13 protein-coding genes are annotated in these 14,408 nt (G+C 31.0%); all 13 read left to right on the top strand.

Features of this window, described 5'->3' with window-relative positions; genetic code table 11:
- The first annotated feature begins 7 nt into the window (after window positions 1-7).
- The 13 genes from ACJDT4_RS13925 to ACJDT4_RS13865 all read left to right on the top strand — a co-directional run bounded on the left by ACJDT4_RS13925 (window position 8) and on the right by ACJDT4_RS13865 (window position 14,405).
- On the top strand, window positions 8-2,545 hold the full coding sequence (locus tag ACJDT4_RS13925) for a hypothetical protein (RefSeq protein ID WP_406788177.1): 2,538 nt from the start codon (window positions 8-10) through the stop codon (window positions 2,543-2,545).
- 128 nt (window positions 2,546-2,673) lie between these two features.
- On the top strand, window positions 2,674-4,677 hold the full coding sequence (locus tag ACJDT4_RS13920) for a C39 family peptidase (RefSeq protein WP_406788176.1): 2,004 nt from the start codon (window positions 2,674-2,676) through the stop codon (window positions 4,675-4,677).
- 13 nt (window positions 4,678-4,690) lie between these two features.
- Complete coding sequence (locus ACJDT4_RS13915) at window positions 4,691-5,431, top strand: hypothetical protein (protein ID WP_406788175.1); 741 nt, start codon at window positions 4,691-4,693, stop codon at window positions 5,429-5,431.
- Window positions 5,432-5,718: 287 nt separating this feature from the next.
- Window positions 5,719-7,128, top strand: coding sequence for a MinD/ParA family ATP-binding protein (locus ACJDT4_RS13910; RefSeq protein WP_406788174.1), 1,410 nt, complete (start codon window positions 5,719-5,721; stop codon window positions 7,126-7,128).
- Entirely contained in the window at window positions 7,121-8,428 is a 1,308-nt protein-coding gene (locus tag ACJDT4_RS13905; RefSeq protein WP_406788173.1) for an ATPase, T2SS/T4P/T4SS family, read from the top strand. The genes ACJDT4_RS13910 and ACJDT4_RS13905 overlap by 8 nt, the downstream gene beginning before the upstream one ends.
- A 2-nt stretch (window positions 8,429-8,430) precedes the next feature.
- Window positions 8,431-9,396, top strand: a complete 966-nt coding sequence (locus ACJDT4_RS13900) for a type II secretion system F family protein (protein ID WP_406788172.1) — start codon at window positions 8,431-8,433, stop codon at window positions 9,394-9,396.
- Between the two features lie 15 nt (window positions 9,397-9,411).
- Window positions 9,412-10,287 (top strand): type II secretion system F family protein, encoded by an 876-nt coding sequence (locus ACJDT4_RS13895; protein WP_406788171.1) that lies wholly within the window; start codon window positions 9,412-9,414, stop codon window positions 10,285-10,287.
- A 77-nt stretch (window positions 10,288-10,364) separates the two neighbouring features.
- On the top strand, window positions 10,365-10,580 hold the full coding sequence (locus ACJDT4_RS13890; protein WP_406788170.1) for a hypothetical protein: 216 nt from the start codon (window positions 10,365-10,367) through the stop codon (window positions 10,578-10,580).
- A 96-nt stretch (window positions 10,581-10,676) separates the two neighbouring features.
- A complete protein-coding gene (locus ACJDT4_RS13885; RefSeq protein WP_406788169.1) occupies window positions 10,677-10,892 on the top strand; it encodes a hypothetical protein in 216 nt (71 codons plus the stop codon).
- A 52-nt stretch (window positions 10,893-10,944) separates the two neighbouring features.
- Entirely contained in the window at window positions 10,945-11,394 is a 450-nt protein-coding gene (locus tag ACJDT4_RS13880; RefSeq protein ID WP_406788168.1) for a hypothetical protein, read from the top strand.
- A gap of 18 nt (window positions 11,395-11,412) precedes the next feature.
- Window positions 11,413-11,988: a hypothetical protein gene (locus ACJDT4_RS13875; RefSeq protein WP_406788167.1), complete on the top strand. Its 576-nt coding sequence runs from the start codon at window positions 11,413-11,415 to the stop codon at window positions 11,986-11,988.
- Window positions 11,989-12,007: 19 nt separating this feature from the next.
- Window positions 12,008-12,673 (top strand): Flp pilus assembly protein CpaB, encoded by a 666-nt coding sequence (gene cpaB / locus ACJDT4_RS13870; RefSeq protein ID WP_406788166.1) that lies wholly within the window; start codon window positions 12,008-12,010, stop codon window positions 12,671-12,673.
- A gap of 256 nt (window positions 12,674-12,929) precedes the next feature.
- A complete protein-coding gene (locus tag ACJDT4_RS13865; RefSeq protein WP_406788165.1) occupies window positions 12,930-14,405 on the top strand; it encodes an Ig-like domain-containing domain in 1,476 nt (491 codons plus the stop codon).
- Window positions 14,406-14,408: the final 3 nt, after the last annotated feature.

Genomic DNA, 14,408 nt, shown 5'->3' with positions numbered 1-14,408 from the left:
TTACAATATGGATTTTATGTCGCATATTACAACACTTGCATTGGCAGCAAGCTCTACAGCACCGAAGTTTATCTCAGATAACAATAATGGTCCCACTAAAATAATATATGACTATATAAGTGCTTTTGGTGGTGTTATTATAGCTTTTGCAATAATAATGGCTGGAATAAAAATTCTGCTTTCAGCACATAAAAAGGATGCTAGAGAAAAGGCTATGGATTCACTGGGAAAGATAATAGCTGGTGGTTTTATTATAGGTGTGAGTCTTATGTTAAGTGGATTTATTGCCAATATTGCCAATCAAACAGGAATTGAAGTTATAAATAACAATCCTACAGTTAAATTTGACCAAAATAGTAATGGGGATAGTAGTAAAGATGGAAGTAGCAATAATAATGGCACCTTTGTTACTAGAGCAGTGGCTGGTGTTATTGATGAAGTTCCAAATAAGATATTTGATTTTATTACAGATGGTACAATGGGATTTGAGTCATTAGATAAACTTATATTTAATACAAGTAGCAGTGGTAAATCAATGCCTCCATTTGAAGATGATGAATGGCATAATTTAAATTACCTTTATATTAGTATATGTACAATAGTTGCACCATTACTTTTGATAATGATAGCAAAAACAGGTGTAGAAATGGTTCTGTATTCTGATTCAACATCAAAAAAAATAGATCTAAAAGAAGAGTTAATGAGATGGTTTATATGTGCATTCCTCCTTGGTACAGCGCCATTTTTAGTTCAGGGATTATTTACATTTTTTAATTCCTTTACTGATTCACTGGGAACAGCTACTAAAGCAATTTGGGGGGCTAGTAATTCAGGAACACAAGCTGGAAGTGGATTTGCTGTTAGTACATTTAAAAATTTGGTAACGGATTCAGTTATAACTACTGCGATAATTCACCTTTTATATGCATGGCTTATGGTAAAAATAAATTTAGTTTTTATATCAAGAAAAGTTGTACTTGCAGTTATGTATGCATTTACGCCAATAGCTATAGCTCTTTGGGGAATAAATAAAAGAGTACATGCAGCCAGCATATGGTTTGGTGAGATGATAACTAATGCAGCAATGCAGTTTTGCTATGCATTTACTTTTACTGTAATGCTGGTGGTTTTAGGTACTGCAAATTGGAATAAGTGGATTTTAGTACTTGTATGGATGTCAGCGGTAATAAAAATTGCAGATATGCTTAGAAATTCACTTCAAGGCTTTTTTACAAGACTCGCTGGAGTTGATGAAGCAAGTCTTGCTGGTGGTGTATTTGGTACAGTAGGTTCTACTTTTGCAGGTATGGCAGCAGCCTTTGGAATGTCCACTAATAATAAAGAATTTAAAGGTTCAAGTGTAGGCGGTAAAGTTCTTGGAGAAACTTTAGGAAATAACAATAGTAAGAAGAATAAAACACAAGGAAATGGAGGTATATCAGCAAATATGCCTTCAAGTAAAGATACGCCAGATGTTAAAACACAAAATAGTAGTTCACCTGTTAATGGAACATCAGCAGCTGAAGGAGGAACTGTTAATACTTCTTCAGGATTAGGTGGTGGAGGTGGAAATTCTGGTTCAGGTTCAACACCAGATGTTAAATCACCTAACACTAATGGAGCAGCCGCAATGCCAATAACTAGGAAAGCAAAGAAAACTCAATTAGGGGTAAATAACAGCGGTTTGAATCCAGATGGTACTGGACGAGTATCACCGGATTTGGGCGGCGGAAATTCAAATGAGGCTACAGGAAATCCAAATGATGATCTGCCGCCAATAATTCCAGCAGACAGCAGTGACAGTACAGATGTAACAAATGGTGAAAAACCTGGTTCAAGTAGAGAAGGAATAAATCCTAGTCAAGGTGGTTTAAGTAAATCTTCTAGCAATAAATCCACGAAACCAGCAGATTTTAAGAAAAAAAGCAATGAGCAGGCGCTATACAATTCAATGCTTGCAGATAATTTAAATAGAGAAATGGCCAAATCAAGCAGAAGAAGTGCTTCTGGAATAGTTACAGGAGCAATGCAGGCAGCAACAATGAATGATCCTACTATGAAGGGTTTTGTTCAAGGTGCAGGAAACATAGCAGCGGGCATCCAGAAGAGAAGAGCTGTTGCAAGAGCCATAAATAAAACAGCGGACCAAATGCAGCAGCTTAGTGGGGGTAAAATGACGAAGCAGGAGGCTCTTACTACATTGTTTGGAGACAGCAAAGTAAATTACCTTCAATCTAATTTTAAAGGTTTTAAAGTGCTTTCAAATTCAAATAACAAAGCTGCTAACTGGGCTAATAATAAAATTGCAGGAGGTGTCAATGGAGCTGTAAACAGAGTAAGGGAAGTAGGTTCCAATAAACAAAAGTTTGCTGGTGATATAGCAAAGGGAAATAATGATGGTGCAGCCATGGATTTAGCAGCTGCGCATCCATTTAATAAGCTTAATGATGAAGATAAGACACAAATTATAGCTCAAACTAATCCCTATACTTCAATGGATGGATTCAATCACTGGGATGATGAAGAATTTAATTGTGATTATTAAAGAAAATATTTATTCAAAGATGAGATGGTAAGAGGCAGAAACAATTACAATTTAACTTTCAAATAAGCTTAAACTCCAGAATACAAAACTTCTGGAGCTTTTCTTTTTTTGAAAGGGAGTGATAATAAATGTTCAATGAAGAAAGTGGTGAGGATAATAGAAATTCAAAGGTTAAATCTTTTATAGGAGGGCTGGCAAAGAAGAAAGGAAAAAAAGCATTAAAGGCTCTATTCATAAAGTTTATGATACCCTGGGGACTTTTAATATGCTTTGCATCTTTTATAATTGTATTTTGCATTGGAGCGGCAAAGGTTGGATTCACAGGTGAGCATACATTTTCTGATACTATGAATAAATATGATAATAAAGTTATAGCAGATTATTTAAAGACTAAAGTTAAAAATGCTAATGGTTCTATGGATGATTATTATGGAATGGCCAAAAGAGTTTCTCTTACTGAAGGAAATGTTGAAGGGTTTATTTCATTAGCAGAGCTTGAAACAGGGAAAGATATTAATAAGATGATAGAGGATAAAAGTTTAACTGAAGTCGAGAAATCAGAAAATATTATATCTAAATATGCAGACCTTTTAAAACCAGATTTTACTTACAAAGATGATTATATAGTTACTACAATAACTACTAATGTAAAGGATAGTGAAGGTAAAAATACAACAACAACTTCAATTTCTAAGAAGAAAATAAAGCTTTTAACTATGGCGGATACTATTAGGGGAAAAGTTGATATAACTTATAAAACAGATTCTACTACTTCAAGTACAACATCAACAAGAACCTATGAAGTTCAAGTAGCGCCTACAAATCCACCAGCATCAGGCTCGGCAACATCACAAGCAATAACAGCAACAATGCATGCAAATACTCAATCTATCAACGCAACAAATACCACAAGTCAGCAAACTCAAACTATTAAGTCAACATCGGTGCAGCAAACTAAGAGTATTACAGAAACTACAACAGTAACGACAAAAGTTGATACTCCAATTATGAAAGATATAAATGAAAGTAAAAAGCATTTTGAAAGACTTAAGGGCATAATAAAGAGTGAGTTCCCTAATGAAAAAACAGATGACGATCTTAATATGGGAGTTCACTATGTTATAAAAGGTACAGGTAGTGATTACGATAATTCTAATCAAGATGGGGATTGGATGAATTCAGATGTGAATGATGATATTGTCGACGACATAATGGGAGCAGATGATGGAGGATTTTCTGGCATGATACCATTATTTAGGCAAACAGATCCTAGATGGTGTAACATACCTTTTGGTGATAAAAATATTTATACAAGTGGCTGTGGTCCTACAAGCTTTGCCATGGTGGTTTCAGGTTTAGATGGGAATTTAGGTTCATGGGATTTAAATGGAGATGGAATTTTAGATCCTGGAGAAGCCGCTAAATATGCTCAGAAGAGTGGATATGATACAAAGCCTTGTGCATGGGCATTATTTGATCAAGAATCGGCAGGACGTTTTGGATTAAAAAGTAGTGGTGAGTTAGATCCACTTGGTGAAAAAGATTATGTGTATGAACAACTGAAGAATGGATATCCGGTTGTAGCAAGTATGCACGCAGGACATTTTACAGGAGGTGGGCATTTTATAGTTCTTACAGGAGTTGATACAGATGGACAAGTACTTATAAATGATCCTAATCCAGTTACAGGAATAAATAAGTTTCCCATGGAGGATATTGCTAAAGAAGCAAATAAATTTTGGGTGTTCAGTAATCCTAATATGAAATTTGAACAATTTAGAATGACAGTTTACGGAGGACATAAGGATGCGATGGAGGGCCTTTCAGGAATAACATCTGATGGAACCAATGTTAATGGGTATAGAGATTTTTCAGGAAGAATTATTGCAACAGATCCTAGTGTAATACCTACTGAAAGCAAAATTTATATAAAGTTTCCAGAAGAAATACGACACCAGAAAACAGCAGATGGAAAAGATTTTGATATGAATGGTATATATACAGCTAGAGATACTGGTGGAGCTTTTCATACACATGAAAAGCATATTGATTTATTTATGGGATATGGTTCATATGCCGAAGAAATGATAAAAAAGATTGGAACAAGACAAGTTTATGTTCTTAGAAGATAGGAGGTTTAGTTGCATGTTTAATAAAAATAATAAGATTAAATTTATAGTTGTAATAAGTGCAGTAACTTTGATTTTTATAATCACTGGAATACTTATGTTTTCAAAGCTTGCATATAGCAATAAAGATAAGCTAAACGTAAAAAAAGCTATAAAAACAGCAAAACAGGAAAAGCAAGATAATGCAAATAAAGCACTTGAAATAAAAGTAGTTGGAGATGAAAAAAGAGAAAAAAAGCTCAAGGAATTTGCAGATGAATATAAAGGCAATAATAATTATGATAAAAACTCCATAAATTCAACTCCAGAGCGCAGAACTCAAAATGGAGAATTTTATGTAGACAATGCAGGAGATTTATATTCAGAAAAGCTTGTAGATATAGATGATATGGGAAGAATAGAAGATAGACTCAAGGATGCTGCAAATGACATGGGTAAGGTTTACTCTGAGACAAGTTCTTTTAATAACGATGCAGATAAGTTAAATGCATATCTTTCAAAAGGAGATAATAAGTCAAGATTTAGTTATTTATACGGTATAGGTAATTCAAATGATCTTAAAAATTTTGTATCAAAATTATCATTTCTAAAAAATAATAAAGTTGAAGTAGGAATATTAAGCAATATAAAAAAAGTTGACGATAACAATATAACTTTTCAGTTCCAAATCAAAACTAAAAATGCTACAAGTCAAAGCTTTAATGTTTCTATAAATTTTGCAGATGAAAGAGCTATTTTAAATATGAAAATTTCATAATTAATAAAATCTGTGGATAAGCTGTGGAAAAGGTTGTGGATAGGAAAAAAACGTTACAGTAAAAAGGTAGAAAAGAGAGTAGGTTTTTTGTCTTGATTCTATGCTACAATAATTTTGTCCTTAGAAAAACTATATTTTCCGGAAAGAAGTAAATTTTTTAGTCGGTAAGTTTTTTTATTAAATTAGTTTCCTCTTTTATATTTTATATAATGGATTATCTTAAACTTGATGTCTTTAAGATAATCCATTTTTTATGTAAAGAAGAATTAAAAAGGGAGGTAAATTTAATGATATTAGCAATAGCGACTGGAATGAAAGAGCTTGATGAAAGAATTAAGGAAATACTATCTGGTAAAGAAGATATAGAAATCCAAATTGTAAATTACAGAGAGTTCTTTGATAAAAAAGAATTTGATATAGCTATAGTATCAGAGAGACTTATTGGAGATATGGATATAAACCAGTTATTTTTTCTTTTAAAGTCAAAGAATACAAGGGTTATATATCTTACTAATGAAGATGACGTTAAGGGCATTAAAAAATGTTTCGGTTACTCTATTAATGATATACTTTTTGATCCTGTAAAGCCAGAGGATGCTGCTAACTTAGTTTTAAATCCAAATTCATTTGCAGACATTACAGATATTTATTTAAAGTACAGCAACATGGAGCTTGAAAAAAATGATGATGGAACACCGATTAAAATTATAAATGCTGGAGGAAATAAGAATGGTGAAACAAAGGTAATTGAAAAGAATAATGAAAAAGTAGTAGAAAAAGTGGTTGAGAAGGTTATCGAAAAGCCTGTAGTGGTTAAAGAAACTGTATATAAGACTAAGATTTTGAAACAGAAGATATTTACTTTTTATACCACAGATAATGCACTTTTAACAGCAGACTTAATAACTCAAATAGGAATTTTATTATCACAAAAGATAGAACAAAAGATACTTATATTGGATTTTAATACTTTGTTCCCGGTGATGGATCATTTCTTAGGAATAAATAAAAATATTGATATTGAAAGTAAATATGATATTGGTGATAATACAAGCTTAGTTGCTATGTACAATGCTGTAGAAAGGAATATTTTAAACAGCAGCAATTTTTCTAACTTTGTGAAAAAACATCCTAAGTATAAAAATTTAGATATTGCAACAGGCTTATATGATTTAGTACTCTTTGAGAAAATGCCAAATGAGTATTTTGAAAGGATAATAGATACTGCGGCAGCTATTTATGACACAATATTGATAAATACTAATCCTGACATAAGCCTTGGAAGTACTTTTATTCCAATAACTAAGGCAACAGATGTTATTTGTGTTACGGAGGCTAATTACACTGAAATAAGGAATCTGTTATTTGTAATAAATAGCCTTAAGTCAAAAATATCTCAGGATAAATTTAAAATTGTACTATCTAATATAACAGATAAAAGCTTAGATGAAGAAACTATAAAAGAAATATTTAAAGGTTATGATATTCTTTCTCATATCCCATATGATGAGGCAAAAGAAGTAAGTCTAAATGAGCAAAAGCCATTCATAGGTAAAATTACGAAAAGAAAGCTGGCGCCATACACTAATATTCTAGAGAACTTAGATTATCTTCCTAAGACCTCATTTTTAGACAAAGTATTTATAGGAAATAAAAAGGAGAAGAAATTAGAGAAAGGAGGTAAAGAACTTGAATAGAGTAAATTTAGTTGAAGAACTTAATTACAAAACAGTTCAGAAAAATAGAAATGTTACTAGCACTCATGATAAGGAAATTATTTCACTGGTAGATGATATTATAAAAGAATTTACAGAGAAAAAATCCTATCTCATTAATGATGTTGAAAAGGGTGAGCTTCCGGAAAGTGCAATTGAAGATGAAGTGCTGAATTATCTTGATAGAAAAGGAATAAACTTTGATGTGCCAGATAGAAATACTCTTATAAAGAAGGTAATAGACTATTTGTTTGGCTACTATCTCCTTCAAGATCTAATTGATGATGATGATATTTCGGATATTAAGGTTTTAGCTTATGATAATGTTCAAATAAAGGTTAAAGGCAGAAGAGTACCTTCAAGTATTAAGTTTAACTCAAAGGAATCTTATGAGATATTTTTTAATTATCTTGTAATAAAGCTTGGAGGAACTCTTGATAAAAGAAATGCAGTTCAGCTTTTGTCAGATAAAACTCAGGAAAAGTTTTATCTCAGAATAACTTTAAGTTCTGATTTTGTAAATTCAAATGACACTCCATATATAGTTATAAGAAAAATACCTAAAGAAAAACTTTCTCTTGAAGTGCTCATGGGAAAATACAACATGATGGATAAAAATATTTATGACTATTTGAATAAGGCAGCTGGAGCTGGATTAAATGTTTTAATGTGTGGCAAAGGCGGCAGTGGAAAAACTACACTTATAAATGCAATGCTTGATAAAGTGCCTTTTTCAACAGCAGGACTTGTAATACAGGAAATAGAAGAACTTCATTCAGAGCATCCAAATATGATGTTTCAGAAAGTAAAGGTAAAAGTAGGAGAAAGTGATGTTGAGTATTCGCTAAGTAAACTATCTAGACAGGCTATGACTGAAGATATAGATATGATAGTAATAGGTGAAATAAAAGGCAAAGAGGCAATGGATTTGTTTAAAGTAATTGGTACTGGTCATATAGGCTGGGCATCTGTTCATACTAATAGCTCAAAAGAGGCACCAGATAAACTTGTTGACTATATGGAGGAAGCTGGTACTAATCTTGAAAGAGCAGCATTATTAAAAATGCTCTCTGCTATAGATGTAATAGTATTTATGAAGGACTTTAAGGTTATGGAAATAACAGAGGTGTCAGGTTTCAGTGAATATACAAAGGAACTCACTTTTAACCCTGTATTTAAATTCGACAATGGCGATTTTATTAAACTTAAAGAAAGCTGTAGTAAGGTAAGCAAAAAGTTTGAGTATTCAGAGTATAGAACTTCTCTGAAAGAAGGTGAGTGAAAGTGCACGTATCAGCTTTTAGTATAATTTTAAATGTAATTTTAGCTGTACAAATAGTTATAATGGTATTTTTATCACTGGAAATGCTATTTAAGGATAGAAATAAGATAAAAGAACTTTTACAATTTGTTAATAAAAGATATGAGGCAAGACTTTTTTCTGAAAGAGCAGAAGAAATATATAAGAAAAAAGGTAAGGGTAGAAAATCGTTTATATTTAAAATTGATAATCTTATTTATAACTCAAATATTAGAAAGAACTTTAGATTCATGTCTTCGGAGCTTTTTATATTTATAGAACTTTTTTTTGCTGTGGTTACTGCATATATTGTGTATTTAATTTTTCACAGTATTGTATTCTCAATTTTAGGTTTTTTAGCAGTAATTATTCTTTCTTATGCTGTTCTTAGGGAAATGGCTAGGATAAATTTTGATAAGATAGATGATAGTATAATGTCGTTTATAAATGCATTAAAGAGCAGTGCGAAGATTAAAAACAGCATACTGTTTATGATGGAAGAAGCCACGAAAAGTTTAAAGGAACCCTTAAAAACTCATAATAAGGAATTTGTAATGGAGGTCAAAAGAGGAATTCCAATGGAAATAGCTTTTGATAATTATATAAACAAGGTGGAAAATATAAGACTTAAAAACATACTAAAAAATCTTTATATATGTTCTATAAACAATGCAGATTACTCGAAGCTTTTAACAAAAACTAAAATTGTAATTAGAAAATACTATGAGGAAAAAGAAAGAAGAAAGAAAAAAGTTCAAACAGGACAGGCAGGAATAATAGCTATAATACTTATTTCTCTTCTTATTATTCATGGACTTACAGGAATAACACCAGGGTTTTATGAAAAAATGATGGGTAGTGTTATTGGTCAAGCTATAATAGCTTATATTGCTGGAGTAATATTATTTGCAGCATATAAATGCATTACACTTAAAGACTTTAACTATTAGGGATTGGAGGTAAATATGAAGAGTTTAATTCTTATATTAAAATTAATATTCCTTGTATGTATTATTGTACTTTCTTTTTATTTAAGAAAATTTTTAAAGTTTCATTTTAACTCAAAATATAGAGAAGTAAAGTATGGTGAAACATCGAATGTAGAAGAAAATAAAAACATTTTTCAAAAATTCAAACTTCCTAAATATTTGAGAATGGAATATACGGAAAACAAGCTTGAGAAATGTGGAAATCCACTGCATTTAACAGCAATGAGTTACTGGTTTTTAAAAACATTAATTGCTGTAGGATTATTTTTTTCATCTATGCAAATACATCTTTTAGGAAAAAGCTATTCTGCAAACATAGTTACTTCAATATTATTTGCGATACTTGGTTTTTATATTGTTGATATAGTAAATTATTTTAACAATAAAGATGATATAAACAAAATAAGACTAGATCTTGCTGATGTATATGACCTTATAAATCTTCAAACTATGGCAGGAGTAAATATAGGTCATGCACTTGTAGAAGCATATACGGTATGCAAAAATAAGAGACTTAAGAAAAGTCTTATAAAGCTTGCAGCAAAGATAAATCTTTCAAAAAATATCGAAAGAGCACTGGAGGATTTTAATAACGAGTATAATATGCCTGAAATTGAAACTTTTGTAGCAACAATAAAAGAATGCGTGGACACAGGTGCATATGAGGAAACAATAGATGATCAGAGTTCCTCATTAAAAACTGTAAATGCACTTTATGTTGAAAGGCAGACTGAAAAAATAGATATGTACATGCTTTTAATAGATATGCTTATGTTTATAGGAATACTTGCAGTTGTATTCTTTGTTGTAGCAAGTAATTTAATGCAGAGTACAAATGGAATATTCAAATAAAAAATGGTCGTAGATTTTTTCTACGGCTATTTTTATGTAAGGAAAAATAAAAAATGAGAATTGAAGGAGAGATTTAAATGAAAAAATTAGCAGTAAAAGAACAGTTAAAGCTCATGGAATTAAAAAGCAGAATAAAAAAAATGAAAGGGGAAGTAAATACAGTTGAGGTACTTGTAATCATAGCAGTATTTTTAATAATAACGTACCCTTTGTATAAAACCATGATAAGTACATTTTTAAATAGTGTTTCAAATTGGTTTACTACAGAAACCAAAAATATATTTACAAATTAAAAGCAATAAAAAAAATAGCAGCAAGAAGAAATGTCTTCTACTGCTATTTTTATATAGAGAAAAAATAAAAATGAAAATTTGAAGGAGAGATTTGAAATGAGAAAATTAGCAGTAAAAGCGCAATTAAAGCTTATAGGATTAAAGAACAGAATGAGAAAAATGAAAGGAGAAGTAAATACAGTTGAGGTACTTGTAATCATAGCAGTATTTTTAATAATAACGTATCCTTTATATAAAACCATGATAAGTACATTTTTAAATAGTGTTGGAACGTGGTTTACTACAGAAACCAAAAATATATTTACAAATTAAATGATTATTCATCCAAATTACATTACATGAGATGTTTAAGGGAAGTGATAGATTGTGGTCAAGTATTAATAATAAAATAAATAAAATGACTAAAAAGAAAGCTGGCAGTGTTGATACTGTTGCTATGTCTCTTATGGCTATTTTAGTCATGAGTGTTGTATTTGTGTTGTTTATTTCAAGTGCTGTGCCAATAAAAAAGAGCACAGATGCAGAGGCAATTGCGAGAAAATATATGCTTAAGATGGAGCAGAATGGATATTTAACACCAGATAACGAAGCGGCAATGATAGGAGATTTTAATAATATTGGCATAAACAATATAGATATTTCAGGTACTACTCTTAATGAAGTTAATTATGGCGAAGATGTTTATTTGCACATAAGTTATAAGTATCCTGTAAAAAGTATAGCTACAAATAATGGTCTTATACCGTCCTTTCAAAATGTAGATAAAACTATTACCATTAATAAAAGTTCCACCAGTAAAAAAGCTAATTATTAGCAGAAGGTAGGTGGAAATATGTTAAAAAAGCTTTTAAGAAAAAAGAGCAGAGGAGATGCTTCTATAGCTGGATTAAGTATTTTTATGCTAATACTTATATCACTGGTGCTTATGTTTACAGTTTTCTACAAAATAATAATTAATAGAGTACAAGATGTTCAGGATGATGTTACTTTATCTAATTTAGCAGTATATAAAAATATTGATTTAGATGTTCTTGGACAAGATGGTATTTTAAAAATTAGTGATCCTAATGATGCCTTTGAAACCTTTAAAAGGCATCTGGAAACCAATATGAAGTTAGACTCTAATTTAAATGGACTTAGTGGGAGTGTAGCTGATGGGCAAGTTACTGTAGATGAATTCACTATATACAATGTTAAAGGCAATATTGTTGATATATGGACATACAGCTCTAATAATCACATGTTCACTGAAAGCACAGCAGATATGAGTTTAGGTATAGTAAAAACTTCTGATAATAGCATAGTTAAAAATACCAGTGTTCATGCAACCATAAAGTTTAATACAGATATTTTATTTGGACAGAAAAAAGAAACCAGCGTATCTGTTGATACGGATATAGTAAAGTAAGAAAGGATTGATGGTTAAGTTGAATAAGAAAAGAATAATAATAACTACAGCACTTCTTTCATGTGCTGTTTTTGCAGTGCTTATTGCAGCTGAAAAGAAAATAGTAAATTCATCACCTAAGAAGCAGATTTATGTTGCAGCGAAGGATATAAATCAGGGTGAATTTCTTAATGCCAGTGATTTTATATTGGAAGATAAAGCGATAAACAATATTACAGATGATATGGTTACATCTTTAAATGGGATTAAAAGTAAATATGCAACTCAAAATATATACAAGGAGGAACCACTAAATAAGAACACAATAGCTGATAAAAACGACAGTTCAAAGATGTTCTTAAAGCCAGGAGAAAGAGAATTTTCAATACCTCTTACAAAGCTCGATAATGATGCCTTTGCGGGAACTTTAAGACGTGGCGATATAGTTGATATTACGCATACTTCTGTAGCAACGCAGGGAGCACCTGTACCAATTACAGAACTCACTGGAAAAAGAGTAAGGGTTCTTGGAGCTGTAGATTTACAGGGAAAGTTTTTGGAACCTAATGATAAAAACGTGCTAGCAGCAGCAATAATGTTTGCAGGAGATGAAGATTCTTTTGTAAAAACTTCTAAGGAGTCTTCTGCAGGAGCATTTAAAATTGCTAAGTGCCCTATTTACAGTGAAAGCAATACTAGTAATTAATCAAATATATTGGTATTTTATATTTATTGTATTTATGAACTGGTTTTATCAACGAATTTAAAATGATTCTTTTATATAATGGATTATCTTGAAATTAATTTTTGAGATAATCCATTTTTTATGTAAAAAAGAATTTTAAAAATTATTGCAAAAAACTTATTTTTGTTTGCGGAGGTATTGGAAAGGAGGTAAAATATAGTATGAAAAGGAAAAAACTACAGTTGCTAATAAATATAAAATAAAGAGGGGATATAAAATGAATAAAAAATTAGTATCACTTGTTACAATGGCATCAATAATATTTACTTCTGCATCACCGGCGTTTGCAAAGAATTTTACATCAAAGCAGAATGTTGCTTTAAATCATGCGTGGACAGTAACTTTTAATAAGCCTGTTAATACTAACGAAGCTTTTGAAAATGTCTATATAAAGGACAATAACGGAAATAAAATAACAACTAGAATAGACTTCAATGATGATCATACTAAAATGACAATAAGTCCAGATGATGGATACAAGCCTAACAGTACCTATACTTTAGTTGTAGATGATATAGTAGATGATAAGGGAGATAAGCTCTCAGATAATGCTACAATGCAGTTTACAACAGTAAATGAAGCACAGCAGGGCGGCTTTGATATTAACAAAGTATATGCAAATGGATCTACAGATAATGTTTCAAGTAATGTTGAACCTAATGCTGTTTTTGACTTAGAATTAAGCAAAAATATAGATAGCTCAACACTCAGCAATGTAACTGTTACAGATAAGGATGGAAATAAGGCAAATGTCAAAGTTACTGCTAATAAAAGCGAAATTGATATAGCTCCTAATAATGTATTTTGTGATGATACAAAGACAATTACATTGCCAAGAAATGCTTTTAAATGTAATACTGCTTACACAATTAGTTTAAATGGTGTAAAGAGTACAGATGGACAAGACATATTAACTAAGACTTACAGCTTTACTACAAGAGATTATAAGTTAGATCCTACTATAAGTGGTATATGTGATGATGATTACTTTAAATTTGCTAGTCAATATGATAGTGATTTATTTCATCCGGTAGATTCTGCAACTGGATATATTAAAAGAGCATTATGGCCAGCACATGATAATAACGGAACTATAGTATTTGATAATGATAAGACATTTGGAACTCCATATCAAGTAAGTAATGATTGGAATAAATACGCTAATTTGCAAGCCAGAAATCAATATAATTTAGCTGTGCAATTTAGAAAACAGTATAGTAAAATAACAGCTAAAGATTCTAGTTATGCAGGTAAGATGGTTGATATGTCAAATTGGGCTAATATAGTTAATGAGGCTTCATTTGGTGTATGTGATAATGCTAACGCTAGTATGTCAGACTCTATGATTACAGCACGTGTATATTCCAGTTATTCATTATCTTCAAGATCTTTGGATACTGTAGATCTTTTTAGTAGTCATCAAGATGATATGAAAAATATATTACGTAGCAGTGCTCATCCTCAAATATATATGATAGTGCCTTATTATGATGGTGTTGACTTAAGCATACAAAGGCTTTATTTATATCAAGAATTGGTTTCTTTATTCGGCTATGATTATGCTAGCGAAATTTATGATTATATGTATAAGGAATCTCATTCTCCTAACAGTGTTCAGGATGTTATGCAGAAGGTTCAAATAGGTAATATTACAATATGGGCTGAAGATGGTCAATTCCTATTCAAATATTAATAG

The organism is Clostridium neuense, assembly GCF_045310695.1.
In the GTDB taxonomy this organism is placed as follows: Bacteria; Bacillota; Clostridia; order Clostridiales; family Clostridiaceae; genus Clostridium_S; species Clostridium_S neuense.
Note: the sequence above shows the minus strand (reverse complement) of the source record. Positions and strands in the feature narration are given on the sequence as shown.